This is a genomic window from Streptomyces sp. NPDC092370 (genome assembly GCF_044755265.1).
GTDB lineage: Bacteria > Actinomycetota > Actinomycetes > Streptomycetales > Streptomycetaceae > Streptomyces.
In genome coordinates, this window is record NZ_JBIVQO010000010.1 from 264,789 (window position 1) to 289,765 (window position 24,977).

Consider the following 24,977-nt stretch of genomic DNA (forward strand, 5'->3'; position numbering starts at 1 on the left):
TCACGGCCTGTTTCCTCACCCTTGCAGGAGGCGGGCCAGCACCGAGGCGTGACTTCGCTCCGGCGTCCTGGACGAGGTCAGCAGCGTCACATCACCCGTGCGGACGAGGTCACGCACGCCGTCGAGGGTGTGGGCGGCCTCGTCGGCGGCGAGCTCCGCCTCGTACCGCTCGGCGAACTCCTCGTACGAGCCCTCACCCGCGTGGTACCAGCGGCGCAGCTCGGTGGACGGGGTGATCGCCTTCGGCCACTCGTCCACCCGTGCCGCCTCCTTCGCCAGTCCGCGCGGCCACAAGCGGTCGACCAGGACCCGCACCCCGTCCTCCGGCTCTACGGGGTCGTAGACACGGCGCACGCGCACGCTCATGTTCGGCTCGTCTCCGCGGTGGTACGGGTGTGCCGCGAGCGTAACCCCGGCCGGGGGCCGGAGCCCGGCACCGCCCGGTGCCGAACGGCCGGTTCCGCTCGTGCCGGGTGGGTACTCCGATCGCCTGGCAGCGTCGAGGAAGGAGGTCCTGGCATGAGTGCACGGGACGACCTGCCGGTCGTGCGCACTCTCGACGAACTCGCCGAGCTCGTGGAACGGCACCGGGGTCTGTACGTCCGCTGGTCGCGTGGGCCGGAGATCGATCTCCGCAAGGCGTCCAGCACCGACGACCTGACCGGCGTGTCCCTGCCGGGCCTGTCCGCCAACCCGCTCGGCGTCGAGGCGTGGTGGCAGGACCGGCCGGTCCGGGTATGGGTGGCCCGCCGGCTGCACGACTACGCCCATCTGCCGCACGACAAGGGCCCGGGCGTGCACCCCTGGGTACTCGCCGGGCGGGAGGCCGCCCGCGGACCGGACAACGAACCGCTGGTCGCCGACGTCCGGCCGATGTGCTGGATCGACCAGCAGGTCATCGACGAGGCGAAGGGCGAGGTGGCCCGGCAGGAGAACCCGTGGGGGCCGCTGCGCCGCGGCTAGGGCCTGTCGTTCGGATCAGGTCGCGGTCGCGGGGCTTGGCGCGCGCATCCGCGGCGTCGTCGTCGGTCACCGACGCTTCGCGCCGGCTCCCTGTGGCCGGGCAGGAGAACCCGTGGGGCCGCTGCGCCGCGGCTAGGGCCTGTCGTTCGGATCAGGTCGCGGACGCGGGGCTTGGCGCGCGCATCTGCGGCGTCGTCGTCGGTCACCGACGCTTCGCGCCGGCTCCCTCCTCCGCCTCGCAGCCGCACGCGCCAGGCCCCGCTCACCGGCGTGGAGAAGCACCGCCGATTCACCGCGACCTGATCCGAACGGTAGACCCGGGCCCGAGCGGCGGCCGGCGTCAGCCGGAGCGGCGCCGCGCCGCTGCCCGGCGCTTCAGTGCGCGCCGTTCGTTCTCGCTCGTCCCGCCCCAGACACCGATGGCCTGGCCCGTGTCGAGTGCCCACTGCAGACACTGCTCCTGCACGGGGCAGCGCCGTCGGCACACGGCCTTGGCCTGCTCCGTCTGGAGCAGAGCCGGCCCGGAGGTGCCGATCGGGAAGAAGAGCTCGGGGTCCTCGTGCCGACAGGCAGCGTGGTCTCGCCAGTTGTCCATCGAAGTCACCTGCATCGCAGTAGAAACGTGCTCTTTCGGAAGCATGCTCCCTTGCGGGTCACCTGTCGATGCTCGGTGAAACAGGGCGTTCCCGGACAGTGGTTCACTGCTCCCGCATTCCCCAGGGTGAACCGTAGTCCGTCAGCAGGTCGAGGAAGGGCCGGGCCGGGAAGGCCTCCGGGCCGAGCACGCCCGTGCCGGACCAGCCACCGGTGGCGAGGAGTTCGAGCGCGACCACCGGGTTCACCGCCGTCTGCCACACCACCGCCTGCGACCCGTACTGCGCCATGGACCACTGGTTGTCGACCACGTGGTACAGGTACACCTCACGCGGCTCGCCGTCCTTCAACCCCCGCACCCAGGTCCCCGCACACGTCTTGCCGTGCATCCGCTCGCCCAGCGTCGCCGGATCGGGCAGGCACGCCGCGACCACATCCCGGGGCGAGACCGCCACCGGACCGTCCGGCCCGGGCACGCTCACCGGGTCGGTACGGTCCAGGCCCAGCAGGTGCAGCGTCTTCAGCGTCTCGACGAACTCCCGGCCCAGGCCGTACTTGAAGGTCACCCGGCGGGCGTCCACCCAGCGCGGGACGAGCAGGACCTCCTCGTGCTCGACGTTCACGCACTCGACCGGGCCGATGCCCTCGGGGAAGTCGAAGACCTCGGGCTCGCTGAACGGCTCGGTGGTGAACCAGCCCTGGCCGCTCTCGTAGACGACCGGCGGGTTCAGGCACTCCTCGATGGTGGTCCAGATGCTGAAGGAGGGCGCGAAGTCGTAGCCGTCGACGGTCAGGTTCGCGCCGTCGCGGATGCCGATCTCCTCGATCTCGTCGAAGAGCTCGTCGGCGGCGTACCGGGCGAAGACATCCGACAGGCCCGGCTCCACGCCCATGCCGACGAGCGCGAGCAGCCCCTCCTTCTCCCAGTCGGCGGCCCGCGCGAACTGCTCGTCGCCGAGCTTCACCCCGCACTCCTCGTAGGGCCGCTCGGCGTGCGGGCGGGACAGCGACATCGCCATGTCGAGATACGTGACGCCCGTGGCCCGGGCCGCGCGGAACAGGGGCATCACGAAGCGGGGGTCGGTGGCGTTGAGGAGGACGTCGCACCGGTGCCGGGCGAGCAGGCGGGCCACGGCCGTCTCGTCACCCGCGTCCACCTGCTCGGCCGTGAAGCGCGCGTCGCCGCCCAGCGCGGCCACCGCCGACTCGGCCCGGCCGGGGTCGTAGTCGGCCACCACCATGGCCTCGAAGAACGGCCGCCGAGCGGCGATCTTGGCGATCGCCCCGCCCACCCCGCCGGCACCCACAAGCAGTACACGCATGACAGAAACTCCCTATTTGCGAAGAACGTGACGCGTCCTTGAGGAGATACAACGCCGCCCCGTGTCATAAGGTCAATGGCGTTGGCATAAGGACGCCCGGAGGGAGACGTCGTGCCCAAGCCCGTGGTGCCCGAGGGGAAGCGCCGCCGGCGCAGGCCCACCAAGAGCGGCACCGTGCTGTCCGAAGAGCTGATCGTCGAGACCGCGCTGCGGATGCTCCGCGAACACGGCAGCGCGGGTCTGACCGCCCGCCGGCTGGGCCTCGCCCTGGACGCGGATCCGAGCACGCTCTACCGGTACTTCCGGGGCATGGACGACCTGACCCTCGCCATCGGCGACGCCCTCATCGGCCAGGCGCTGGAGGGATGGCGGCCCACGGGGGAGTGGCGGGCGGATCTGCGGGCCTTCGGGCTGCGCATCCACGCGGCGTATCTCGCCCATCCCCAGGCCGCCCTGCTGACCACGAACCGCGTCACGGGCCGGGCCCACGAGCTGGCCGCCGACGAGGCCGTCCTGGACGTGCTGCGCACGGCCGGTTTCCCCCTGCCCGACACCGTGCGCATCTACCACGCCTTCATCGACCAGACCCTGGCCTTCGCCGCGCTGGACGCCGCCTCACTGGCCCTGCCCAGCGACTCGCTCCACGCCGACGAGGACATGTGGCGCTCGACGTACGCCCGCCTGCCCGCCACCACCCATCCCCGCATCGCCGAGGCGGCGCCCCTGCTCGCCAGCCGCATGCTCACCAGTGCCTACCCGACGGCTCTGGAGATGCTGCTGGACAGCGCGGCGGCCCGGCTGGCGGACATCAGGGCCTGAACGGGCCGGCGTCAGGTGCGCAGGGCTTCGGCCGCGGCCTCCGTCACTGTCTCCGCCACCTGTGCCAGCGCCGGCGAGTCGAGCTTCCACTGCTGCCAGTACAGCGGTACGTCGACCGTGCGGCCCGGGGCGACGCGGACGAGCCGGCCGTCGCGCAGCAGGGGTTCCGCCTGGGCCTCCGGCACCAGGCCCCAGCCCAGTCCGGCGGCGACGGCCTCGACGAAACCCTCCGACGTCGGCACGTAGGTGCGCAGCGCACTCGCCGCGCTCCGCCCCCGGGTGAGGCCGTGGACGAAGCCGTCCTGGAAGTCGTCGCGCCGGTCGAAGACCACCACGGGCACCTGCGGCAGCACCCGCGCCAGGGGCCCTGTCAGATGGCGGGCGGCGAAGTCCGGTGCGGCCACCGGGAGGTAGCGCATCCGGCCGAGCGCGCGCACGGAACAGCCGGGCACGGGGTCCCGCGAGGAGGTCACCGCGGCCATCACCGCGCCCTCGCGCAGCAGTGCCGCGGTGTGGTCCTCGTCCTCGCGGCGCAGCTCGAAGCAGAGCCGGGGCTCCGGCGGCACGCGGGAGAGCACGGGCAGGAACCAGGTGGCCAGCGAGTCCGCGTTCACCGCGACCGACACCCGGATCGGGTCCCCGGCACCGCTCAGCCCTAGCTCCGCGTAGGCGTCGTGCTCCAGCCGTGCCACCTGGCGGGCCAGCCGGACCAGCACCTCGCCCGACTCCGTCGGACGTACGGGCTTGGTCCGCAGCAGCAGGACCCGGCCCGTGCGCTGCTCCAGCGCCTTCACGCGCTGGCTGACCGCCGACGGCGTCACATGCAGCGCGGCCGCGGCCGCGTCGAAGGTGCCCTCGTCCACGACGGCGAGCAGGGTCCGCACCTGGTCCAGCGGGAGATCGGTCGTCATCACGCGAGCTAATGATACGTAAGAATCTTTAGCTGGACCCTGATCGATCGTGTCCGTAGCGTCGACGCCATGACCAGCACCTTCACCGCCGGCGCCGCCGGTTTCGGCACCGGACTGTCCCTCATCGTCGCCATCGGCGCCCAGAACGCCTTCGTCCTGCGCCAGGGCGTCCGCCGTCAGGCAGTCCTCGCCGTGGTCGCCATCTGCGCCCTGTCGGACGCGGCGCTCATCGCGCTCGGGGTCGGTGGGGTCGGCGCCGTGGTGGTGAAGTGGCCGGAGGCGCTGAGGGTGGTCGGCTGGACCGGCGGCGCGTTCCTGCTGGGCTACGGCGCCCTGGCCGCCCGCCGGGTGTTCCGGCCCGGCGGCGAGGCGCTGCGCAGCGAGGGGGAGGCGGCCGGATCCGTACGCGGGGCCGTGCTCACCTGCCTGGCGATGACCTGGCTCAATCCGCATGTCTACCTCGACACCGTGTTCCTGCTGGGCTCCGTCGCCGCCGACCACGGGTCACTGCGCTGGACGTTCGGCCTCGGAGCGGTGCTGGCCAGTCTGTGCTGGTTCACCGCCCTCGGCTTCGGCGCCCGGCTGCTCGGCCGGTTCCTCGCCGAGCCCGCGGCCTGGCGGATCCTGGACGGCCTGGTCGCCGCCACCATGATCGTGCTCGGCACCGCGCTGATCACCGGAAGCTGAGACCGGCCGGCGGGCCGACGGCCTGGTGCGACGGTGATCCCGCCCGAAAAGCGAGCATCGAGGATGCCGGTCCTGGCCGCCGCCGTACCGGTGCTCCTCCGCTACCGCGTCCGGCGTCTCACAGAACCCCGCGCCGATGCAGCGTGTACTGCTCCATCAGCTTGCCCCGGGTCATCTCCAGCCGGTGAGCGAGCACCTCGGCGACGTTGCGCACCAGCATCATCCCCAGCTCCGGGTCGTCCTCGCACAGCGCCAGCACGGCCCCCGCGTCGAACTCGTAAGCCCGCACCGGGCTGAACGCCACCGCGCCGAAGTCCCAGGTGTAGGGCGGGAACAGCCAGGACCAGCCGAGCAGGTCGCCCGCGCCGAGGCTGGCCACGGTCACCCGCTGCAGGGAGTTCACCTGCTGGTCCAGGGAGACGGCACCGGAGCGGATGACCCAGAAGCGGTCGGCCGGGCCGTCCGCCTCGAAGATGCGGGCGTCCTCGGGGAAGGACACCTCCCGGGCGAGCGTCATCAGACGCTGCCGCTGGGGCGGAGGCAGAGCGGTCAGGAGTTTGATCGCTTTGGTCATGCGGGGCTCCTCGCCGGGCGGTCGACTGCGGTGCTGTCCCTAAGCCCATTTCAGCCGCTGCCGGGGCCCTGGGCACCTCGGCGTAGGGGACTTCTTCCGACAGGCCGCCCGGGCATGAGAAAGCCCTGGCTGGACGGGGGAAACCAGCCAGGGCCGTTAGCAGTGGCGCACGGAGGGCGGGGGGTCCACTCCGTCACCACGTATGAATGAACGGTAAACCATCCAGGGGGTGTGCTCGCCACCCCAAACCCGGTTGCGTGACCTGTTTCACTTTCCGGAGCCTTGCGGGTTCTCGGCGAGGACCCGGACCTTCTCCAGCCCGGGGTCCTCGGGGTCGGGCAGATGCATGCCCGCGTCCAGCCCCGTGCGCAGATAGGCCAGCACCGGCTCGGTCAGGCGCTCGCCGGGCAGGACCGCGGGGATGCCGGGAGGATACGGCGTGATCATCTCGGCCGCGATCCGCCCGGCCGCCTCGGCCACCGGCACGGCTTCGGCCGGGCCGAAGAACGCGTCACGGGGCATCGCCGCCTGCTCCATCCGCAGCTCCGCGGGCGAGGGCACCTCCACCAGCGGCGCCCGGGGCAGGTCCGGCGCGACCCGCGCGAGGTCCCGCAACGCCTCCAGCAGCTGCCCGGTGGTCTCCCGGTCGTCGCCGTGCGTGATCCGCGCGCCGATCCGGCGGTGGTCGACCAGATGCGCGTCGATGTGCCGGTGCTCGCGCAGCCAGTCCGCCGCCTGGAAGCCCGTGATCCCGAGTCCGGTGAGGTCGACGACGCCGGGCAGCGGGTCGAGGTCGTCGGACAGCCCCGGACCGCAGAAGTCGTCCCGGTCGTTGACGTGCAGGCCGTCGATCTCCTCGATGGCGGCCCGGACGTCGGCCACCAGGTCCAGCGCACGCCCATCAGTTCCTCGCCGTGCAGCGCCATCTGCCGCCGCCAGCCGTCCAGACCCGCGTAGATCAACACCGAGGGACTGGTCGTGCCCAGCAGATCCGCGCGCATCCCCAGCAGCTCCGGCGGCACCAGATCGCCCTGCACCGGGTTCCCTGCGTGTGCCCGGGCAGTCCGGCCCGGCCGCCCGAGCGCCGGCCGTCACCCGGGCCGCCCGGGCGCCGGCCGTCACCCGGTCAGCCTCCGGGCGCAGGCCGTCACCCGGTCAGCCTCCGGGCGCAGGCCGTCACCCGGTCAGCCCCGGGGCGCGTGTGAGCCAGGGGCCACGATCTCGTCCAGCACCCGCAGCACCGCCTCGTAGGACATCCGCCGTACCGTCGCGTCCCGGGCCCCTTGGGGGTCGGTCGCGTCCAGCTCCTCGCTCTTGGTCCGCCACGTGTGTTCCTCCTGGACCGCGCACTCCCTCGCACGCTGGATGCGCCGCAGCAACTCGTCTGAATCCACCACATCGGTCATGCACACCGCGTACCCGTTCAGCGCGGGGAGATGGCACCGACTCATGGCCGCCGGAGGTGTTTCGGGCCTTTCGGGCGTATCCGAGGTTTGCAGGTGCGTGGAGAGGTGAGCCGTTCAGTACGACCGCGGCGCTTGCGCGGTGCGCGCCCGGAACGCCGCGGCAGGTCGAAGAGGGCAACGGGTCCGCCGACCCCGGGCAGTCCGGTGCGGGCGGCCATGGCGACGCGATCCGGGCCCGGCATCCGTTTGTGCTGACAGGGAGCTGCAGTATGTGCGAGGAGCACATGATCGAATCCGTTTTCGAGCCGCCCGGCGGCCACCGTGCCCGGCCGGCCAAACCCGCCGAGGCGCGCCGGGCGGTAGAGCGAGCCGTCGCCGAGCGCTGCCGGGCCACCCACATACCGTGCGACACCGCTGCCCTCTCCGACGCGCTGCTCGTCGCCTCCGAGCTGACAACCAACGCGATCCTGCACGGGGGCGGTGTCACCGACTTCCAGGTGGACGTCGACGGTCCCGGTGTGCGCGTCTCGGTGAGCGACCGCAGTGACGCGCTGCCCGTGACCGCGCCCCGCACCGACGCGCACGGACGGTTGCGGCACGGCGGCCACGGGTGGCCCATCGTCTGCCGGCTCGCCCGCGACGTCCGGGTGTCGGATCTGCCCGCCGGGGGCAAGTGCATCACCGCCGTCGTGCCCTTGTCCTGACGTCCTGAACCGGCGCCCGACAGATTGCTCAGCAAAGCGGAGTTTGTTCCACCGGGGCTAGGGCAGACGCAGTTTCGTGCTTCGGACCGGAGGCGCGCCAGCGGGAGCGGTATGACTGCCCCGGAGGCCGTCCAGGCACATCCGGGCAGCGACCTTCCCGCGGTCAGTCCCTGAAACCACCGTTCAGGAGCGAATCCGCATGCTCATCGAAACGCCCACCCATCGTCCCGGCACGCCCGAAACGACGACCACCGCTTCCCGGCGCCGTCACGACGACGCCCCCGACACCGCCGCCCTGTTCACCCGGATGGCGGAGCTGGAGGATGGTCCCGAGCGGGACGCCGTCCGCGACGAACTGGTCACCCTGTGGCTGCCCATGGCCCACCGCATCGCCGGCCGCTTCCGCGACCGCGGAGAGTCGATCGAGGATCTCCGGCAGGTCGCGGCGCTGGGCCTGGTCAAGGCCATCGACCGGTTCGACCCGAGCCGGGGCGCCTTCGAAAGCTACGCCGTCCCCACCATCACCGGTGAGGTCAAGCGGCACTTCCGGGACCGCATGTGGGCCCTGCGAGTCCCCCGCCGTGTCCAGGAACTGCGCAACAAGGTGCGGGTGGCACGCCGCGAACTCACCCAGAACCCGGGCAGCCCCGAGCCCTCCGTGGCGGACATCGCCACCCACACCGGCCTGACCGAGGAAGAGGTCAACGCCGGGCTCGAGGCCCTGGACAGCTTCAGCACCCTGTCGCTGGACGCCGAGCTCTCGGCCGACGACGACGGCTACAGCCTCGCGGACACCCTCGGCGCGGCCGACTCGTCCTACGACGTCGTCGTGGACCGCGAGTCCGCCAAGGAAGGCCTGCGCCGGCTGCCCGAACGCGAACGGGCCATCCTCTACATGCGCTTCTTCGAGGACATGACCCAAAGCCGCATCGCCGACCACCTCGGCATCTCCCAGATGCACGTCTCCCGCCTCATCAGCCGCAGCTGCGCCCGTGTGCGCGATGAGGTCCTCGGGCAGCGGACGGGCACCCGGGGAAGCGGCGGCCCCTCCACCACGGCCTGACCATCCGACCCCACGAGGAGCAAACGACCATGCTGAGGCCCCATCCCGCCGTGCTGCGCCGACTCGTCGACGAGTACGAGGCCCTGGCCGCCGCCGAGGCCGTCGGCGGACCGGCGGAGCTGAACTCCAGAGCGCGCGACCTGGCGTACACGCTGTGCGTGTCCACCGGCACCCGGGACGTCAAGCGCGCCCTGGAAGCCGCCCACCAGTGGCTCGCGACCGCACCCGCACCGGTCCGCGAACCCGCCGCGGCGAGGGCCGTACTGCACGAACCCGCTGCGGCCACGGCCGGACAGCGGATGCCGGCCACGGAGCCCGCATGATCCGCGTGTGCCACTGACACGACAGGGAAGACGAGGCAGGACAAGGGCCCGGTCGACGGCGGAAGCCGCGGCCGGGCCCGTCCTGGTCCCGCCACGCACACCAGGAGACCCAGGAGACCCATGTCCACAACCGGGCGGGCCGCGGCCGCCGACGACGGCGAGCTGGAGCGCCTGCGAGCCGAGGTACGCGACCTGCGGGCCCGGGCCCGCGTGCGCCCGCTGATCTCGCAGGCACAGGGCATTCTGCAGGAGCGCTACACGCTGCCCGACGCCGACAGTGCCTTCGCGCTGATGCAGAGGGCCTCACAGCGATACAACGTCAAACTGCGCACCCTGGCCGACGTCCTGGTGACGGCGCCCCGCCCGGACGGGCAGGACACGCTGTGGTTCCCGGAGCGCGTCCGCGGACCGGAACCCGCTCTGACCTTCACGCAGGCGCACCGGTCCGGCTCCGGCAGCCGCGGCGCCGTCCTCAAGGCCGTGCTGCGTTCGACCCTGCTGGTGACCGGCACCGACATGGGCAACGTGCAGCTCCCCGACCGGGCACGGGGAGGCCTGCGCATCGAGCAGCACACCGGCCTCACGGCCGACTTCGTCGACTTCTTCGCCCATGTCGGTGAGGACGGCACGTCCTGTGCGCAGGCCGCGCGTGACGTCTCCCAGGTCACGGTGCGCGAGGTGGAGAGCGACCCGGTGTTCACCGAACCGGCCCGCAGGGCCATCCTCGCGGCAGGCAGCAGGGCCTGTCACAGCGTCCCGCTGACCACCGAGTCCGGGCTCTGCGTCGGCATGGTGTCGGCCCACATGGACCGGCCCCTCAACGGCCTGACGACGACCCAGAAGAAGGCCCTCGACGCCATCGGCGGCCAGGCGGGCCGCTGGCTCGCCTGGCACGACCGCACGGTGGTCCTGGACGCCCTGGAGCACCTGCACGCCCTCGGCTGCGCCGGCCGCGGATCGAGGTTCCGGCGGTCCTGAGCCCGTGGCGGAAGGGACGCAACCATGCCGCCGGGAGGGGCCCAGCCTTCGGCCGCGAAGCGGAATGCGCTGGTCCGGGAGCTGTGCCGGGTGTGTGGACGCCGACCCGGGGCATCCGGACACCCGGGAGGTCGATATGAACACGAGTGCGATGGCACAGAGCGGTCGGTTCCGGGCCCGGCGGATGGCACGGGGTTCGATGACCGAGGGGGCGGCACGGGCCGGTTTCGCCGCCCGGGGCGTGATCTATCTGCTCGTCGGGGCACTGGCCCTGCAGATCGCCTTCGGCGATACCGGCCGACAGGCCGACCGCGGGGGAGCCCTGCAGGAACTGGCGCAGCAGCCGTTCGGTGCGGTGCTGCTGTGGGCGCTGGGCATCGGGCTCGTCGGCATGGCTCTGTGGCGGCTGTCCGAGGCGCTCTTCGGCTCGATCGGCAAGGACGGCCGCAGCGCACGCAAGCGGCTGATGGCGACGGCCCGCTTCGCGTTCTACGTCTTCGTCGCCTACTCGGTGCTGTCGTTCGCGATCAGCCGCCACGAGAGCGGCGGGAACAGCGACCAGCAGTCCCGGGACGCCACCGCCAGGATTCTGGAGATACCCGCCGGGCAGTGGCTGGTCGGGGCCGCCGGCATCGCGATCGTGGTGGCCGGCGGCTGGATCGCCGTACGCGCGGTGATGCGCAAGTACCACGACAAGCTCCGGCTGGGGCAGATGAGCCACCGTACGCGGCAACTGGTGGACGTCACGGGCGTGGCCGGTGGCGCCGCCCGCGGTCTGGTCTTCGCGGTGGCCGGCGTCTTCGCCGTCCGCGCCGCCGTCGACTACGAACCGGACAGGGCCAAGGGCCTGGACGACACCCTGCGCTCCCTCGCCGAAACGCCGCTCGGCCCCTGGCTGCTGGTCTGCGTCGCGGCCGGGCTGGTGCTGTTCGGAGTGTTCTCCTTCGCCATGGCCCGGTGGCGGCGCGTCTGAGTCGCGTCGGGTGGGGAACACGATGCCCATGAGCGATTCCGAGATTCCGCATGGCGATGGCCGGCCCGTGGACATGTACCTGGATCTCCTGCGCATCCGGATGGAGACGGAGGACTACCGCCTTCTGATGCGGGCGGTGGAACCCGTCCTCGAGGCGATCGAAGAGGAACGCCTGTCCAGCCTCGACTTCGCGCTCGACTCCGGGGCCAACGACGAACTCCCCCAGGAGGTCCGTGACGAGGTGGCCCTCGTCATCGCCACCGCCGTCACCGGCCGCCTGGACAACGAAGTGGTCGAACTCGACGTCGACGACACCGGCCCGGTCAGAATCGTCACGGACGCCACCACCGCGTCCGACCCGATCCGCCTCGGCGAGATAGCCGACTACATCCGGGACCGGCACAAGCAGAACGAGGAACTGCGGGGCATCGCCGAGGCGAGCGGGCTGCCCACGGACTTCTGACGGGCAACGCCTCTCACTCCAGGCGCGGCGCTCACGCCTTGGGCTCCGCCACCGGCACGCCCAGCGGCCGGGCGAGGCCCACCACGGCCTCGTCCAGCCGCACCAGATGCCGCAGCACGCGGTCGGTGATCCGCCCGTAGCGCGGCGTTCCCGCGTCGGACCCCAGCAGCGAGGCGATGCTCGGTCCGGTCTCCACGCGCGCGTCCGCGTGCTCGTCGGCCACCCGGGCCGCGATGGTCCCGATGTTGCGCACCGTGCGCCCGGCCGCCCCGCGCAGCCGCGGGTCCGCCGCGATCGAGGGATGGGTGGGCAGCAGCTCGGCGGTCGCCGCCAGGGTCCGCGCGTGGTACGCGCACGTCTCCAGCAGGGCCACCACGTACTGGGCCGTGTGACGCCGGGTCCGCAGCGGCGTGACGGGATGCATCAGCGGCTGGGTCGCGGCCCGCAGATCGGCCAGCGCCTGGTCCAGGTCACGTGCCTTGTCGAGCAGCTCGTCCGCCGGACCGCCGCTGAGCTGGCCGACCGCGGCCTCGGTGACCTCGGCCAGCCGTTCCAGCACGGTGCCGAGCAGTTCGTTCGTACGGCGGTCCGTCCGCACCGGCAGGACCAGCGCCGCCGCCACCACCCCGCATGCCGCGCCGAGCGCCGTCTCCTCGACCCGCAGCACGAGCACATCAAGGCTGTAGGTGTGCAGCAGTGTGTAGAGCAACCCCAGCATCGCGGTGACGAAGAACGACATCAGGGTGTACGACAACGGCGCCGTGTAGAACATGGCGAAGATCAGCACCAGGACCAGGGCGAACGCCGTCCAGGTGTGTGTGCCGACCAGTCCCGCCAGGACGATGCCGGCCACCACCCCGAACACCGTGCCCAGCAGCCGCCGGTAGCCCTTGACCAGGATCTCGCCCGTCGAGGCGGTGTTCAGGAAAACGATCCAGCAGGTCAGCACCGCCCAGTACCAGCGCTGCGTGGACAGCAGCTCGCCGCCGACGATCGCCAGCGAGGACCCGACGGCGACCTGTACGGCCGCCCGCGTGGTGGGCCGCCGCAGGCCCGTCTGCTCCTCCTGCGCCGGTTCCTCGCCGCCGCCGTCGATCGCGGCGTCCTCGGCGTCCAGCTCCTCGCGGGAGCGGGCCGTGGCGGGGGTGTCGTCCGACTCGTCCTGCGGCCCGTCCAGCGCGATCCGCAGCCCGAGCACCGCGCGGGCCGACTCGCCGATGCCGCGGAAGACGTCCTGGACGGCGGCCGACGCGGGCGGCAGGTTCTCCTCGTCCCGGTAGCCGAGCAGCCGGTTGCGCACATGCGCCAGCCCGGTGCCCGTGTCGCCGCTGCCGGCCCGCAGCACCAGGGCGTGCAGCGCCCGCAGGTCACGGCGGAGCGTGGCACCCGCCTCGTCCGGCACGGCAGGGCCGGTCACCGACGGAGCGGGCGCGCCGGGCAGGTGCAAGGTGAGCGTGTCGGCCCGTTCGGCGCTGCGGGCGGTCAGCAGGAGCAGGCCGAGCCGCTCGGCGGCGATCTCGGCGTCCGCGATCCTGCGCTGCACCAGCCGTGCCGCCGACTCGTCCGGAGTGCCCTCCTCCAGCCGCCCCTGGATCATCATCGCCGTCTCGTGGAGCCGTGCGGTGCCCTCGCGCACGGCCTCCAGCGCCTTGTCCATCTCGTCCGCGGGGGCGTCGAGGAGTTCGAGCTGCGCGGTGACCAGCTGGGCCAGCCGGGCGCGGAAGGCCAGGCGCAGGCGCCGCAGCACGCCGACGGGTGTCTCGGGCACGATCGCGAAGCGCACCAGGGCACTGGAGCAGAACGCCAGGGCCATGGCACCGCACAGCGCGGGCAGCGCGGAGACGGTGGCGCCGACGAACAGGGACAGGAAGTAGACCTGGAAGCCGATCAGCCCGAGCGCGGTGCCCCGGTCGCCGAACCGGCGGCCGTAGACCGCGCAGAAGATCAGGACGACGAAGAAGACGTCACCGACGACCAGACGCGCGTTGAGGACCGCACCCAGGGACACCGAGACCAGGGCCACCGGCAGCCCCAGCGCCAGTGTCACGGCCTGCGGGCCCGGCTGCTTCTCCCGGATGGCGAAGGTGGCGACCATCGCCGCCATGGCCCCCGCCACCAGGAGGTGCACATCGGCCCGCAGCAGGGAGAGCACGGCCAGGGTGAGAGCGATCGCGCCGACCGTCCGCAACCCGGCCGTCAATCGCAGCAGCCCGGGGTCGGACGCCGCGATCCGGTCCCGCACACGTGCCCGTACCGCGCGTCCCGCTGCCCTCACTCCGTCGCACTCTCTCCCGACTCACACCAAGATCCGTATCTCAGCATGACACGCCACGAGCGCGAGCTCCCGTCCGGCACGGTCCTACTGCGGCCGGCCCGACCCCGCGACCTGCTCCCGCACCTGTTCCGGCGTCAGGTAGGCGTCGGTGTACTCGAAGTCCTTCAGCCGCGCGGCCTTGCGGGCCTGGAAGCCGGTCCGTACGAAGTCGTCACCGGCGACCGCGTTGAGCAGCCAGTTCGTCATCACCCGCGTCTTGGCCACGTTGGTGCGCAGCGCCGACCAGTGGTAGCCGCGGGCCACGGCCTGGGCGGGCAGGCCGCGCAGTTCCACGCCCAGCGGCTTGGAGACCGCGTCGGTGCCGCCGAGGTCGACGACGAGCCCGAGGTCCTTGTGGACGTACGGGTTCATGGCCTGCCCACGCAGCGACGCGATGACATTGTCGGCGACATGCCTGCCCTGCCGCAGGGCGTGCTGCGCGGTCGGCGGGCACATGGCCCCGTCCCCCTTGGCCAGGTCGGGCACGGCCGCCGAGTCGCCGAGCGCGAACACGCCGTCGTCGCCCGGCAGGTTCATCTCGGGGGCGACCGCGAGCCGTCCCTTGACGGTCTCCGCGCCGAGCGTGGCGATGAGCGGGCTCGCCACGACGCCGGCGGTCCAGATGAGCGTGCGGGTCGGGATCACCCGCCCGTCGGTGAAGGTGACCTCCTCGGGACCGGCCTTCGCGATGGAGGTACCCAGGGAGATCTCGATGCCGCGCCGGCGCAGGATCTGCTGCGCGCTGCTGCCGAGCTTGTCGCCCAGCTCCGGCATCAGCTTCGGCGCGATGTCGATCAGATGCCACTTGATCAGACTCGGGTCCAGCCGCGGGTAGCGCTTGACCGCCGCGTGCGTCAGCCGCTGCAGGCACGCCGCGGTCTCGGTGCCGGCGTAACCGCCGCCGACCACCACGAACTGCAGCCGGGAGGCCCGCTCCACGGGGTCCTGGCTCGCGTCGGCCAGGTCCAGCTGTGAGATGACGTGGTCACGGATGTAGGCCGCCTCGGCGAGGGTCTTCATCCCGAACGCGTGGTCCGTCAGCCCCGGGATGTCGAAGGTGCGGGTGATGCTGCCGGGCGCCAGCACGATGTAGTCGTACGGCTCGTTGACGATCTCGTCGGTGATGGTGCGGATGACGCAGACCTTGGACTTCAGGTCCACGCCGATGGCGCCGCCCGGAATGATCCGCGTGCGGTATTTCTTGCTGCGCCGCAGCGAGACGGCGATCGACTGCGGCGTCAGCACGCCGGAGGCTACCTGGGGGAGCAACGGCAGGTAGAGCTGGTAGGCGAACGGCGTCACCAACGTGACGTCGGCCTCGTCCGGGGAGAGTTTCCGTTCCAGACGGCGGACGCACTCCACGCCGGCGAAGCCTGCGCCAACCACCAGGATCCTGGGTCGTGTCACGGTGTTCATCCCTTTCTGCGGCTCCAGGCGGTCTGCCTCGAACGCCTTCCGACTGCCCCTGGATCGATGGTTCGCACCCTTTCGATCCCACCGTGTGTCCGGCCGTCGTACCAGTCGGACGCGGCAGGCAGACGAACGCGTCGATCACCACCATGCCCTCACCGTGGCCGAAAAGCACCGGGCGGGAGTGAAGAAGGCGTGCACACCGAGTCGGCCGGACCCGTCGTCAGGAGTTCGCGCCGCCTTGGAAGTGACAGAGCAGCAGACAGACGTCGTCGTCCCGCTCGGAATCGCTCAGCAAGGGGTTCAGAAGCCGGTCCGCCGAGCCCTCCAGGTCCGCGTCCAGCTCCGCGGAACGGAACCGGCCGAGAGCCGACGCCAGCCGGACGATGCCCGGGTCTATGCCCTGCGCCCGCCGCTCCACCAGCCCGTCCGTGTACAGGGCGAGGGTCGAGCCCGGCTCCAGCTCCTCCGTGTGGTCGGCGATCTCCTGGGTGAGCGGAATGCCGAGCATCGCGCCGGGCTTGGCGTCGAGGGTACGCACGGTGCCGTCGGGCAGGCGCAGCACCGGCGGCGGATGCCCCGCGGCGGCCCAGGTCAGCGTGGCCTCGTCCGGATGGAACCGGGCGATGACGGCGGTGGCGTACAGATCCGGCTGGAGATGGTGCAGGAACCGGTGCAGCCGGGTCAGCAGCCGGCCCGGGCTGTCACCGTCGACGGCGTACGCCCGCAGCGCGGTGCGCAGCTGGCTCATCATGACCGCCGCGTGCAGCCCGTGCCCGGTGACGTCGCCGATGACGGTGATGAGACCGCCGTCCCGCTGGGGGAACGCGTCGTACCAGTCACCGCCGATGTTCAGCCCGTGCGTGGCCGGAAGGTACCGCGCGGCCAGGCTGAGGCCCGGTGTGACCGGGAGGTCGGTCAGCAGGGCGCGCTGGAGAGTCTCGGCGATGTCACGGTTGTGCTCGAAGCGCCGGGCGTTGTCGATCGCGATGCTGGCCCGCCGGGTGAGCTCGATCAGCATCACCGCGTCGTCCGGGTCCCAGCGCCCCCCGGGCGGCGACAGCGTCAGGACGCCCAGCGGCGCCCGCCGCGTCGGCAGCGGCACGCACAGCAGCGGCCGCCCGGGATCCAGCGCCGACGGCGGCTGGTCGTCGACGCCGGGCAGGTTGCCGGGGTGGTCGGCGGCGTACTGGGGCCGCCCGGTGCGGGCCGCGACCACGGCCGCGGCCGGATGCGGCGCCGACCGGTGCTTGTCCTCCTCCTGGTCGAAGAGCCAGACGTCGACGCTGCTGGCGTACTCCGGCACCAGCAGGTCCGGCAGCCGGCGCACGATCTCCTCGTGGTTCAGCGACGCCGTCAGCACGGCGCTCGCGTCCGCGAGGAACGTCAGCCTGCGCCGGGCGCTCTCCGCCTCGTTGCGGGCGCTGCGCTCGGCGGCGAAGGCCTCGCGCTGGGCCCGGCCGGCCGCGTCCAGCTCGGCGTGCAGCGCCAGGACGCCCTGGTTGGTCTGGTGCAGCTCCTCGCGGTGGAAGGAGACCAGATCTTCCTGCTCCGCGAGCTTGTCCAGCACCACGGCCGTGTCCTCGTCGGCGCCGAGCAGCGCTTCCGACAGGGCGGCGGGGTCGTCGGCGACGGTGCCGCCCTCGGGTGCCTCGGTCCTCTCGGGGCAGGGGACGGTGACCTCCCAGAGAGGCTCCCCGGCGGCGCACGCCTCCGGCGGCGGGGTCACCACGAGGTGCAGCAGCCCTTCCTCGGCGGTGGAGCCCGCCAGGTCCATGGTGAGCCGCCAGGTGCCGCCCTTGGTGAGGCACTGCCGCAGGTGGGCGCTGAGGCCGGCGGCCAGCCGGGTCCGTTCGACGGTGGGCACACCGTAGGCGGCGGCCAGGCGCGCGAGCGAGATGCGGGCGCGGGCCGCGTCGGTGACGGTGGTGATCTGCCAAGTGCGCATCATGGGCGTTCCGGCGGGGTCGAGGTCAGCACGGCCACGGCGGTGTCGTCCCGCACCGGCCGGGCGGGACTGCTGGTGTCGCGTATCGTCACGGCGGCCGTCACGGCCGGGTCCGCCGCGGGCAGCCCGGAGTCGGACGGCGGCGTCCAGCGACTGGGCAGACCGTCGGTGTGCAGGATCAGCAGCGGGTCGCCCGTCCAGTCGGCCTCCTCCTCGCGGAGGGTGGTGGGCCGGTGCACCCCGACGATGCCGGGCCTCGACAGCAGGGCGCGCCAGGTGCCGGCGGTGCGCAGCCGCGCCCCCACGTTCCCGATGCCGGCGAACCGGAGCCGCCGGGCCGGCAGGTCGAGCTGGGCGAGGGCGACGGCCGCGCCGCGCGTGCCCCTCAGCGCGTCGTGCAGCCGGCGCAGCGACTCGGCGGGGGAGAGGTGGGACCACCGGTGGACGGCCGCGACCGCGGCGGACGAGGCATGCGCGGCCTCCGGCCCGTGCCCCAGTCCGTCCGCCAGCATCAACGTCACCCGGTCTCCGGCCCGGACCCACGCCCAGGCGTCCCCCGAGTACTCGGCTCCGCCGTAGGGGATGTTCACCCCACCGGCCCGGACCCCGGCACCGGCCAGTGAACGGCTCTGCCGGACCGCCCCGGGGGCCGGGAGGCCGTGAGCGGGTGCCGCGTGGTCTGCCGGCGTGTTCGTCTTCGGGGTGCCGGACGTGACGGCGTCAGCCGGTTCGTGGGACGGAGCCGTCCGGGGAGCCGAGCCGGTCCCCGGGGTGCCGGCGTGGGCGAGGCCGTGTGCCCGTGCCGCCTGGGCGCCGGGTCGCCGCCCCGCGGTGCCGGTGCGCCGGAGGTCGTGGCCCGGCGCCCCGTACGGCCCGTGCCCGACGCCCTGCGCCGGGTCGGCTTCATGCGTCGGGTCGCCCGGGGCCCCTTGCGCCTGCCCGGCGAAGCCCGGCGCACTGGCCGGCACCGCGGCATGGCCCGTCAGTGCGCCACAGGCCACCGCGCCGAACGACGGCTCGCCGCCCGGCCACTGCCCGCCGGTGGAGACCTCGCCCTCGGACCGTCCCGGCGCCTGCGCTCCCCGGGGCGCAGTGCTCACACGGGCGACGGCGACCGTACCGCGGCCGGGGACGCTGTGCAGGGCGAAGTCGTCGGAGAGGCGTCGGCACGTACCCAGGCCCGCACCGAGCGAACGGGTCGTGGAGAAGCCGTCGCGCAGGGCCGCGGACACGTCGGGGATGCCCGGGCCGTGGTCGATCGCGGCGATCTGCACCACCCGGGACCCCTCACCGTCCCTGCGCAGCGCGGGTGGGGCCACGACCTCGATGAGCACCTGACCACCCTCGGCATGCTTCAGCAGGTTCGTGGCGAGCTCGGTCGCGACCAGCGCGGCGGCCGCGGTACGGCGCTCGTCCAGCCCGGCCAGGGCGGCGGCGCCCTCCGCCGCGACCCGCGCGTCCCGCACCCGGGTCGAGTCACGCACCGGCACGTCCCACACGCGCGGCATCAGACCTCCTCGCGCGGACGCGGCGGCCGGCCCACCCAGCAGGTCACCCGCACCGTGGTGCCGGAACCCGGCGTGGTGTCGATGTCGAAGTCGTGCACCAGGCGCCGCGCACCGCTCAGCCCCATGCCCAGACCGCCGCCGGAGGTGTAGCCGTCGCTCAGTGCCTGGTCCAGGTCGCTGATGCCCGGCCCCTCGTCGCTGAAGGACAGCCGCAACCCCTGCGCACCCGCGCTGCTGACCCGCGTGGCCTCCATCTGTCCGCCGCCGCCGTGCACCAGGGTGTTGCGGGCCAGCTCGCTGGCCGCGGTGATCAGCTTGGTCTGGTCCACCAGACCGAAGCCGAGCCGGGCAGCGGCCTGCCGTACGTGCTGACGCACCCATACCAGGTCCATGTCCGACCGGATGGGCAAGCAGGCCTCCACGCCCGCGGCAGTGTGCATCACGGACTCTCCTGACGCGGGCCGCCGGGACGGGTCACCGGGGCCTGCCGGGCGAGGAGCTCCATGCCCGCCTCGGTGCTGAGCGCGGTGCTCAGCCCCGGCAGCGTCAGACCCAGTTCGACCAGGGTGATGGCGACGGCGGGGCGCATGCCGGCCACCACGGTGCGCGCGGCCAGCAACTTGGACTGCGCGGCGATCTCGGCCAGCACCCGGCCGAGGAAGGAGTCGACGATCTCCACACCGGAGATGTCGATGAGGACCCCGCGCACCCCGGTACGGGAGATGGTCTCGGAAAGGTCCTGCTGGAGCTGCTGCGCCGTGCTGTCGTGGAGATCGCCCTGGAGCGTGACCAGCAGGACGTCGCCGAGCCGGAGGACCGGCACGTGGCCGGTCACGGGGTGGGGGTAGGCGTCGTTCACCGCTGGCCCGTACCCGGATTCACGATGTCCGCGCCGAGCTGGTGCAGCGCGTACCCGAGTGCGTCGGCGAGGCTCGCGCGGGTGATCACGTCCAGGTCCAGTCCGAGGTGCACGATGGTCTGCGCGATGGCGGGGCGGATGCCCGAGACGATGCACTCGGCGCCCATGAGCCGCGCCGCGGCGACCGTCTTCATCAGGTGCTGCGCCACCAGCGAGTCGACCGTGGGCACTCCGGTGATGTCGAGGATCGCGAACCGCGCGTGCTGTTCGACGACGGCGTTCAGCAGCGTCTCCATCACGATCTGGCTGCGGGCACTGTCGAGCGTCCCGATCAGCGGCACGGCCACGACGCCGTCCCACAGCCGGATGACGGGTGTGGCCACCTCCATCAGCTGCAGCCGCTGGCGGTCGCTGAGCGCCTGCCATTCGCTCAGCGCCGTCTGCATCGCCACCAGCCGAAGGGTGCCCATCAGCACGGTCAGGGCGGTCGACGACGCCCGCAGGTGCTCGGGGGGCGCCTGCTCGAGATCGGCGGCCAGCAGATTCTCCACGGGCGGCCGCAGGGCGGCCAGCTCGCTGGAGACCTGGGTGTTGGACAGCCCGGCACGGGAGCGGGCCACGCCCATCCGTGCCAGCTGCTCGCGCACCCCGCTGAATCCCGCGGCGTCCGGGTCCTCCACCTGCTCCGAGTCGGCCACCTGGGCCAGCGCGTCGACCACGGCCTTGCCCGCTTCCACCGCCTCGTCGCGCGAGACGGTGAACACGGTGCGGAACAAGGGCTCATCCGCCCACCGCTGGGCGATCTGCTCACGCCGGCGGTACAGGAAGTCCCGTACCTCGTGGCTGGGGGTGGCGAGCTGTCCGTCCGCTTCGTGCTCCGGCACCTGGTTCTCTCCTCATCCGCGTTGCGTCGACCGAGCCCGCTTCTGGCAACGAGACGGCGATGTGACACTTGCCGGGCGACAACTCTAACCATGCGCCGACCTCGTACGACACCTGCTCCGGTGCGAGCGGTCCGGTTCCGGGGACCGGCGGTTGCCACCGTCGGGGTGTCGGCGCGTGAAGGGGTGAGCCGTCGTTCGGGCAGGGCGGAGCGAGGGCACCGGCCGACCGTTCTTCGACGGGGCCGTGCCCGAGGGGGAGCCGGTCGGTCAGAGGCTCTGGCCTCCCCGCTCCTCGGGGACGCTCGGCCCTTCGTCGACACGGGTCAGAGCCTCGGCGACACTCTCCGATATCGGCACCGTGATGCTGACGCCGGTCAGGTCGAGGATGCGCCGCACGGCAGGCGTCGGGCTGATGACGTGCACGCTGCCCTCGGTCTTACGGGTCTCCTGGTACACCCTCAGGATGATGTTCATCCCGGACGAGTCCATGAAGGGGACGGACGAGAGGTCGAGCAGGAAATGCCGTCGGCCGTGGTGGAGTTGATTGGCCAGATGGGCCTGGAACTCGGTCGCGGTGTCGACGTCCAGGTAGCCGTCGACCGTGATCAGGGCCACGTCCTCCCGGGGGAGTTCGACTTCCACGGACAGCGGGTTCTGGGCGAGGGGCACGGATACCTCCAACAAGTGCTACGGCCTGGGCAGGTCACCTCTGGGGATGACCGCGGTGCGAGGGGATACCGGTCGTTGTCCGGACTCCCATGCCGTTCCTCATGCGCCTCCCTTCCTCGACGGGCTTCGGATGTCACCGCGCCCCCGCGATTACCCCGGAAACCGTCCTCCATGCATCCCGGTCCGAAACATCGTCGGGACCGCGTGGCAGGACGACTTGCGGTAGCAGGCGTGTTCGCCGAATGCGCTTGCGGCAGGAGGGTAATTGCTGGTGTGGAACGGGGCGGGCGGGAAGCGTCCGCCACAGGCATGACGATCCGCACATCGCCAGGGAGGATGGAACAGCGTGGCCATCGACAGAATCTGGTCGTACGCGCCGGACAGCGGTCACACGGAGGGACAGGACCTGACCGGTTTCGCCGTCGCCGCGACCGACGGCACGATCGGGCACGTGGACCGGGAGGCCGCCCCGCACGGCATGCGGCACCTGGTCGTCGACACCGGGGTCTGGGTGTTCGGCCGCAGCGTCCTGGTCCCGGCCGGAGTCGTCACCGGCGTGGACGCACAGGCCCGGAAGATCACACTGGCCTGCAGCAGGTCGGACGCGAAGGCCGCGCCCCGCTTCCAGACGGACAGCGAGACGCGGGACCAGGAGTACCTGCGGGCCGTGGGCGACTACTACGACCGGCTGCCGCCCCGCGAGGCGGCCCGGGTCTGAGCCGAGTGTCACGGGCGCACTGCGCCCGTGACACTCGGCTCACCAGGGCATGAATACGTGCACGTCCTTGCCCTGCGTGTCGGCCACCACACTGACCTGGTCGCACAGGGTGTGGATCAGGTGCCAGCCGATGCCCCCGCCACCGCTGCGCGGGTCGAAGGGGCGAGGGGCGGGCTCGGTGGTGCTGGTGTCGTGCAGGACCACATGCACCCCGTCGAACGTCCGGCGCATCCGCAGCGCGAACGGGCCCGGGGCGTACTGGACCGCGTTGGCGGCCAGTTCCGTCACCACCAGCAGGATGTCGTCCCAGTATTCGGGGGCAGAGGGCGGGGAGGAGCGTGCCAGATCACGCAGGAACTCCTCCGCGGCCAGCCGCGCACCCGTCACGTCATGCGGCTCACCCACGAAGCTGTTCGTGCGGCTCGGGATCTCCTCGGAGGTCAGGGCGTCGTCCCCACGCGGCTCGGTTGACATATCGCCTTTCCGGCCCGGGCGTCAGCAAGGGCTGTCGTCAGGGCTGTCGTCCTTTCTCTTGCGTCGCCACTGTTGCGTGTTCCCGACCGGGCGAGGCCTACGCGTCCGGTTGCACGCTCAACGGAACACGTTGTCCGAATCGTCCCAGTTCGACGGTTCGTCGGAGGTGCTCGCCCTGGTGGGACGCCCGCGTGACTGGTACATCGCGTCGATCTCGGACGCATAGTGCCGCACGATCTCGTCCCGGCGCAGCTTCATCGACGGCGTGAGCAATCCGTTGGTCACGTCGAACGCCTCCGGCAGGACCCGGAACACCCGGATCGACTCCGATGGCGAGACAACGCTGTTGGCCGCTGCCACGGCACGGGCGACCTCCTCCCTCAGCGCGTTCTCCTCCCGCGCCTCCCGCAACTCACCCTGCAGGGCCAGCCCGGCCCGCCAGTGCGCCAGGAACTCCGGATCCAGTGTGATCAGGGCGCCCACACAGGGCCGGTTGTCCCCCACCACCACCGCTTGGTGGATGAGCGGGTGCATCCGCAGCCGCTGCTCCAGGGCCAGCGGGGCGACGCTCTTGCCACTGCTGGTGATGATGATGTCCTTCTTGCGGCCGGTGATCGTCAGATAGCCCTCCGAGTCAAGCCGCCCGAGGTCCCCGGTGGCAAGCCAGCCGCCGCGCAGCGCGGCCCGGGTGGCGGCCTGGTCGCCCACGTACCCCTGGAACACCGACGGGCCGCGCACCAGGATCTCCCCGTCCTCGGCCACCCGGATCTCCATGCCCGGCAGGGCCTGCCCCACGGTCCCGGACTTCTCCCGTCCCAGCGGCTGCATGGTCACTCCGCCGGAGGTCTCCGTGAGGCCGTACCCGTCGTGCACGTAGATGCCGATGCCCTCGTAGAAGAGGGACAGCTCGCGGCTGAGGGGGGAGCCGCCGGACGTCGCCCGCTGCACCCGGCCGCCCAGCGCCGCCCGTAGCCGGCGGTACACCGTGCGTTCGTACAGTGCGTGCTGGAGCCGCAGGTCGAATCCGGGCCCGCGCCCCCGGCCCAGCCGCTGGCGCTCCAGGGCCGCGGCGAAGTCCCGGGCGGTCTCGGCGGCCCGCTCGAACAGTCCGCCGTGGCCCCCCTGCTGCGCGGTGCGCAGAAAGTTCTTGTAGATCTTCTCCAGGACCGAGGGAACCGCGTAGAGATACGTCGGGCGGAAGGAGCGCAGCGCCGACGACAGCGCTTCCCCGCTCAGCTCGGCCTGGTGTCCCATGAGCAGTCCGCCGCGCACGCACAGCCCCTGGATCATCAGCCCGTACACATGGGAGAAGGGCAGGAACGCGAGGACCGAGCCCTGCTCCCCGCGCGGTGCGGCCGTGTGCCCCCAGCCTGCCAGCAGTGTGTCGCAGGGGCCGGCGAGGTTGCGGTGGCTGAGCGCGCAGCCCATGGCGTGACCGGAGGTGCCGGAGGTGTAGGCGATGACCGCCGTGGAGTCCGGCAGCACGATGCGGCGCATCGAGTCGACGGTGGCGATCGGGATGAACTCCCCGCGGCCGGTGAGGTCCGCGAGGGCGCCGGCGTCCAGCTGCCAGACGTGGCGCAGCAGCGGGAGCGAGGCGCACACCGAGCCCACGGTCATGACGCCCTGCTCGTCCTCGACCACCACGGCCACGCAGCCGGCGTCCCGCAGGATCCACTCCACCTGGTCGCGCGAGGACGTCGGGTAGACCGGGACGACCTCGGCGCCCACGGCCCACAGGGCGTAGCACAGGACCGTCCACTCGAAACGGGTGCGCGCCATGATGGCCACGCGGTGGCCCGGTGCGATCCCCGAGGCGATCAGGCCCTTGGCGATGGCCACGACCTCGTCGCGCAGCTCGACGGCCGTCACCTCCTCCCAGGCCGTGGAGGCGGGGTCGGCCCGGCGGGCGAGCATCGGCCGGGCCGGTTCGCGGTCCGCCGTCTCGAAGACGCTGTCGGCGAGCCCGCCGGTCAGGGGCGCCACGGCCGGGGGAGCGAGGGCGAGGTCGCGCATGCACTGCTCCTGACATGTACGGGGTGTGACGTTGCCGACGGGTACCGTCATCGGCGGTGCTCGAATGTAGTCGAGTCGGGACCCTTCGGGGTCGGAAAATACGGAAGTGGAACCGCTGATGATCTGGGCGTGATCGGGGGACCCGGACGGCATGACTCACATCAGCCCCGATCCCGAACCCGAACGCACCACCGGTCTTGAGCCCGGCGGCGGTGTACCGCCGGGCGAGACCCCGCCCGCGGAGAGCAGCATGCCGGAGACGCTGCCCCGGGAGACGCACAATCCGACCAAGGGCTGGGCCAAGGGCCCGCTGACCGTGATCATCGTCGTCACGGTGCTGATCGCGGCGTTCTTCCTGGCCTACGCCCTCGTGCTGATCCTCTGAACCCCTACCCCT

Annotated in this window: 26 protein-coding genes and 3 pseudogenes; 11 read left to right on the top strand and 18 right to left on the bottom strand. The window is 72.2% G+C overall.

The window, feature by feature from the left end; translation table 11 throughout:
- Positions 1-15: 15 nt before the first annotated feature.
- A complete protein-coding gene (locus ACIQHQ_RS28085; protein ID WP_402616689.1) occupies positions 16-366 on the bottom strand; it encodes a DUF488 domain-containing protein in 351 nt (116 codons plus the stop codon).
- 153 nt (positions 367-519) lie between these two features.
- Between ACIQHQ_RS28085 and ACIQHQ_RS28090 the strand changes: the two genes are divergently transcribed.
- Positions 520-963 carry a DUF6098 family protein gene (locus tag ACIQHQ_RS28090; protein WP_402616692.1) on the top strand — a complete coding sequence of 148 codons (444 nt, stop codon included), beginning with the start codon at positions 520-522 and terminating at the stop codon, positions 961-963.
- Between the two features lie 340 nt (positions 964-1,303).
- Here the strand turns inward: ACIQHQ_RS28090 and ACIQHQ_RS28095 are convergent, their stop codons facing one another.
- Together ACIQHQ_RS28095 and ACIQHQ_RS28100 are read right to left on the bottom strand one after the other, a co-directional pair.
- Positions 1,304-1,558, bottom strand: a complete 255-nt coding sequence (locus ACIQHQ_RS28095; RefSeq protein WP_283969151.1) for a WhiB family transcriptional regulator — start codon at positions 1,556-1,558, stop codon at positions 1,304-1,306.
- A 103-nt stretch (positions 1,559-1,661) separates the two neighbouring features.
- Positions 1,662-2,879 carry a saccharopine dehydrogenase family protein gene (locus ACIQHQ_RS28100; RefSeq protein ID WP_402616695.1) on the bottom strand — a complete coding sequence of 406 codons (1,218 nt, stop codon included), beginning with the start codon at positions 2,877-2,879 and terminating at the stop codon, positions 1,662-1,664.
- A gap of 111 nt (positions 2,880-2,990) precedes the next feature.
- Here ACIQHQ_RS28100 and ACIQHQ_RS28105 point away from each other — a divergent pair, with 111 nt between their 5' ends.
- The gene (locus ACIQHQ_RS28105) at positions 2,991-3,698 is read left to right on the top strand and encodes a TetR/AcrR family transcriptional regulator (protein WP_402616698.1); all 708 of its coding nucleotides are present in this window, start codon (positions 2,991-2,993) and stop codon (positions 3,696-3,698) included.
- Between the two features lie 11 nt (positions 3,699-3,709).
- Here ACIQHQ_RS28105 and ACIQHQ_RS28110 read toward each other — a convergent pair whose 3' ends face one another.
- Positions 3,710-4,609 (bottom strand): LysR family transcriptional regulator ArgP, encoded by a 900-nt coding sequence (locus ACIQHQ_RS28110; RefSeq protein WP_402616700.1) that lies wholly within the window; start codon positions 4,607-4,609, stop codon positions 3,710-3,712.
- Positions 4,610-4,678: 69 nt separating this feature from the next.
- On the opposite strand from ACIQHQ_RS28110, the gene ACIQHQ_RS28115 reads away from it, so the two are divergent.
- Entirely contained in the window at positions 4,679-5,296 is a 618-nt protein-coding gene (locus ACIQHQ_RS28115; RefSeq protein WP_402616702.1) for a LysE/ArgO family amino acid transporter, read from the top strand.
- A 118-nt stretch (positions 5,297-5,414) separates the two neighbouring features.
- Here ACIQHQ_RS28115 and ACIQHQ_RS28120 read toward each other — a convergent pair whose 3' ends face one another.
- From ACIQHQ_RS28120 to ACIQHQ_RS28130, 3 genes and pseudogenes are all read right to left on the bottom strand, one after another.
- Positions 5,415-5,870, bottom strand: coding sequence for a cyclic nucleotide-binding domain-containing protein (locus ACIQHQ_RS28120; protein ID WP_402616705.1), 456 nt, complete (start codon positions 5,868-5,870; stop codon positions 5,415-5,417).
- Between the two features lie 267 nt (positions 5,871-6,137).
- Positions 6,138-6,907, bottom strand: a pseudogene (locus ACIQHQ_RS28125) (ornithine decarboxylase); the annotation flags it as partial.
- Positions 6,908-7,054: 147 nt separating this feature from the next.
- On the bottom strand, positions 7,055-7,276 hold the full coding sequence (locus tag ACIQHQ_RS28130; RefSeq protein ID WP_402616708.1) for a hypothetical protein: 222 nt from the start codon (positions 7,274-7,276) through the stop codon (positions 7,055-7,057).
- 269 nt (positions 7,277-7,545) lie between these two features.
- On the opposite strand from ACIQHQ_RS28130, the gene ACIQHQ_RS28135 reads away from it, so the two are divergent.
- The 6 genes from ACIQHQ_RS28135 to ACIQHQ_RS28160 all read left to right on the top strand — a co-directional run bounded on the left by ACIQHQ_RS28135 (position 7,546) and on the right by ACIQHQ_RS28160 (position 11,780).
- Positions 7,546-7,980 carry an ATP-binding protein gene (locus ACIQHQ_RS28135; protein ID WP_402616711.1) on the top strand — a complete coding sequence of 145 codons (435 nt, stop codon included), beginning with the start codon at positions 7,546-7,548 and terminating at the stop codon, positions 7,978-7,980.
- 199 nt (positions 7,981-8,179) lie between these two features.
- On the top strand, positions 8,180-9,043 hold the full coding sequence (locus ACIQHQ_RS28140) for an RNA polymerase sigma factor SigF (RefSeq protein ID WP_402616714.1): 864 nt from the start codon (positions 8,180-8,182) through the stop codon (positions 9,041-9,043).
- Between the two features lie 29 nt (positions 9,044-9,072).
- Positions 9,073-9,366 (top strand): DUF5133 domain-containing protein, encoded by a 294-nt coding sequence (locus ACIQHQ_RS28145; protein ID WP_402616717.1) that lies wholly within the window; start codon positions 9,073-9,075, stop codon positions 9,364-9,366.
- Between the two features lie 120 nt (positions 9,367-9,486).
- Positions 9,487-10,344: an ANTAR domain-containing protein gene (locus ACIQHQ_RS28150; protein WP_402616720.1), complete on the top strand. Its 858-nt coding sequence runs from the start codon at positions 9,487-9,489 to the stop codon at positions 10,342-10,344.
- A gap of 136 nt (positions 10,345-10,480) precedes the next feature.
- A complete protein-coding gene (locus tag ACIQHQ_RS28155) occupies positions 10,481-11,317 on the top strand; it encodes a DUF1206 domain-containing protein (RefSeq protein WP_402616723.1) in 837 nt (278 codons plus the stop codon).
- Positions 11,318-11,345: 28 nt separating this feature from the next.
- Positions 11,346-11,780, top strand: a complete 435-nt coding sequence (locus ACIQHQ_RS28160) for a hypothetical protein (RefSeq protein ID WP_402616726.1) — start codon at positions 11,346-11,348, stop codon at positions 11,778-11,780.
- 31 nt (positions 11,781-11,811) lie between these two features.
- On the opposite strand, the gene ACIQHQ_RS28165 is transcribed toward ACIQHQ_RS28160, so the two are convergent.
- From ACIQHQ_RS28165 to ACIQHQ_RS28205, 9 genes and pseudogenes are all read right to left on the bottom strand, one after another.
- The gene (locus ACIQHQ_RS28165) at positions 11,812-14,055 is read right to left on the bottom strand and encodes an FUSC family protein (RefSeq protein WP_402616729.1); all 2,244 of its coding nucleotides are present in this window, start codon (positions 14,053-14,055) and stop codon (positions 11,812-11,814) included.
- Positions 14,056-14,139: 84 nt separating this feature from the next.
- Entirely contained in the window at positions 14,140-15,510 is a 1,371-nt protein-coding gene (locus ACIQHQ_RS28170; RefSeq protein WP_402616732.1) for an NAD(P)/FAD-dependent oxidoreductase, read from the bottom strand.
- A 217-nt stretch (positions 15,511-15,727) separates the two neighbouring features.
- Positions 15,728-17,455 (bottom strand): PP2C family protein-serine/threonine phosphatase, encoded by a 1,728-nt coding sequence (locus ACIQHQ_RS28175; RefSeq protein ID WP_402616735.1) that lies wholly within the window; start codon positions 17,453-17,455, stop codon positions 15,728-15,730.
- Positions 17,452-18,057 (bottom strand): annotated as a pseudogene (locus ACIQHQ_RS28180) (SpoIIE family protein phosphatase); the annotation flags it as partial. The gene ACIQHQ_RS28175 and the pseudogene ACIQHQ_RS28180, both read right to left, overlap by 4 nt.
- A gap of 519 nt (positions 18,058-18,576) precedes the next feature.
- Positions 18,577-18,960 (bottom strand): annotated as a pseudogene (locus ACIQHQ_RS28185) (anti-sigma regulatory factor); the annotation flags it as partial.
- Positions 18,960-19,400, bottom strand: a complete 441-nt coding sequence (locus ACIQHQ_RS28190) for an anti-sigma regulatory factor (protein WP_402616739.1) — start codon at positions 19,398-19,400, stop codon at positions 18,960-18,962. The gene ACIQHQ_RS28190 and the pseudogene ACIQHQ_RS28185, both read right to left, overlap by 1 nt.
- Complete coding sequence (locus tag ACIQHQ_RS28195; protein WP_386638059.1) at positions 19,400-19,819, bottom strand: STAS domain-containing protein; 420 nt, start codon at positions 19,817-19,819, stop codon at positions 19,400-19,402. The genes ACIQHQ_RS28190 and ACIQHQ_RS28195 overlap by 1 nt, the downstream gene beginning before the upstream one ends.
- Positions 19,816-20,703, bottom strand: a complete 888-nt coding sequence (locus ACIQHQ_RS28200; protein WP_402616744.1) for an STAS domain-containing protein — start codon at positions 20,701-20,703, stop codon at positions 19,816-19,818. Before ACIQHQ_RS28200 ends, ACIQHQ_RS28195 begins: the two co-directional genes overlap by 4 nt.
- A 267-nt stretch (positions 20,704-20,970) precedes the next feature.
- Complete coding sequence (locus tag ACIQHQ_RS28205; protein ID WP_402616747.1) at positions 20,971-21,372, bottom strand: STAS domain-containing protein; 402 nt, start codon at positions 21,370-21,372, stop codon at positions 20,971-20,973.
- 346 nt (positions 21,373-21,718) lie between these two features.
- On the opposite strand from ACIQHQ_RS28205, the gene ACIQHQ_RS28210 reads away from it, so the two are divergent.
- Positions 21,719-22,090 (top strand): PRC-barrel domain containing protein, encoded by a 372-nt coding sequence (locus ACIQHQ_RS28210; RefSeq protein ID WP_402616750.1) that lies wholly within the window; start codon positions 21,719-21,721, stop codon positions 22,088-22,090.
- Between the two features lie 39 nt (positions 22,091-22,129).
- Here the strand turns inward: ACIQHQ_RS28210 and ACIQHQ_RS28215 are convergent, their stop codons facing one another.
- Entirely contained in the window at positions 22,130-22,564 is a 435-nt protein-coding gene (locus tag ACIQHQ_RS28215; protein ID WP_402616753.1) for an ATP-binding protein, read from the bottom strand.
- Positions 22,565-22,681: 117 nt separating this feature from the next.
- Positions 22,682-24,580, bottom strand: coding sequence for an AMP-dependent synthetase/ligase (locus ACIQHQ_RS28220; protein WP_402616756.1), 1,899 nt, complete (start codon positions 24,578-24,580; stop codon positions 22,682-22,684).
- A 151-nt stretch (positions 24,581-24,731) separates the two neighbouring features.
- On the opposite strand from ACIQHQ_RS28220, the gene ACIQHQ_RS28225 reads away from it, so the two are divergent.
- A complete protein-coding gene (locus ACIQHQ_RS28225; RefSeq protein ID WP_402616758.1) occupies positions 24,732-24,965 on the top strand; it encodes a DUF6480 family protein in 234 nt (77 codons plus the stop codon).
- Positions 24,966-24,977: the final 12 nt, after the last annotated feature.

Coding starts and splice junctions, on each gene's coding strand:
- ACIQHQ_RS28160 (WP_402616726.1), top strand. CDS start 11,346: ATGAGCGATTCCGAGATTCCGCATGGCGATGGCCGGCCCGTGGACATG.
- ACIQHQ_RS28145 (WP_402616717.1), top strand. CDS start 9,073: ATGCTGAGGCCCCATCCCGCCGTGCTGCGCCGACTCGTCGACGAGTAC.
- ACIQHQ_RS28175 (WP_402616735.1), bottom strand. CDS start 17,455: ATGATGCGCACTTGGCAGATCACCACCGTCACCGACGCGGCCCGCGCC.
- ACIQHQ_RS28095 (WP_283969151.1), bottom strand. CDS start 1,558: ATGGACAACTGGCGAGACCACGCTGCCTGTCGGCACGAGGACCCCGAG.
- ACIQHQ_RS28190 (WP_402616739.1), bottom strand. CDS start 19,400: ATGCACACTGCCGCGGGCGTGGAGGCCTGCTTGCCCATCCGGTCGGAC.
- ACIQHQ_RS28215 (WP_402616753.1), bottom strand. CDS start 22,564: ATGTCAACCGAGCCGCGTGGGGACGACGCCCTGACCTCCGAGGAGATC.
- ACIQHQ_RS28140 (WP_402616714.1), top strand. CDS start 8,180: ATGCTCATCGAAACGCCCACCCATCGTCCCGGCACGCCCGAAACGACG.
- ACIQHQ_RS28170 (WP_402616732.1), bottom strand. CDS start 15,510: ATGAACACCGTGACACGACCCAGGATCCTGGTGGTTGGCGCAGGCTTC.
- ACIQHQ_RS28225 (WP_402616758.1), top strand. CDS start 24,732: ATGACTCACATCAGCCCCGATCCCGAACCCGAACGCACCACCGGTCTT.
- ACIQHQ_RS28115 (WP_402616702.1), top strand. CDS start 4,679: ATGACCAGCACCTTCACCGCCGGCGCCGCCGGTTTCGGCACCGGACTG.
- ACIQHQ_RS28150 (WP_402616720.1), top strand. CDS start 9,487: ATGTCCACAACCGGGCGGGCCGCGGCCGCCGACGACGGCGAGCTGGAG.
- ACIQHQ_RS28130 (WP_402616708.1), bottom strand. CDS start 7,276: ATGACCGATGTGGTGGATTCAGACGAGTTGCTGCGGCGCATCCAGCGT.
- ACIQHQ_RS28155 (WP_402616723.1), top strand. CDS start 10,481: ATGAACACGAGTGCGATGGCACAGAGCGGTCGGTTCCGGGCCCGGCGG.
- ACIQHQ_RS28135 (WP_402616711.1), top strand. CDS start 7,546: ATGTGCGAGGAGCACATGATCGAATCCGTTTTCGAGCCGCCCGGCGGC.
- ACIQHQ_RS28085 (WP_402616689.1), bottom strand. CDS start 366: ATGAGCGTGCGCGTGCGCCGTGTCTACGACCCCGTAGAGCCGGAGGAC.
- ACIQHQ_RS28120 (WP_402616705.1), bottom strand. CDS start 5,870: ATGACCAAAGCGATCAAACTCCTGACCGCTCTGCCTCCGCCCCAGCGG.
- ACIQHQ_RS28110 (WP_402616700.1), bottom strand. CDS start 4,609: ATGACGACCGATCTCCCGCTGGACCAGGTGCGGACCCTGCTCGCCGTC.
- ACIQHQ_RS28220 (WP_402616756.1), bottom strand. CDS start 24,580: ATGCGCGACCTCGCCCTCGCTCCCCCGGCCGTGGCGCCCCTGACCGGC.
- ACIQHQ_RS28100 (WP_402616695.1), bottom strand. CDS start 2,879: ATGCGTGTACTGCTTGTGGGTGCCGGCGGGGTGGGCGGGGCGATCGCC.
- ACIQHQ_RS28090 (WP_402616692.1), top strand. CDS start 520: ATGAGTGCACGGGACGACCTGCCGGTCGTGCGCACTCTCGACGAACTC.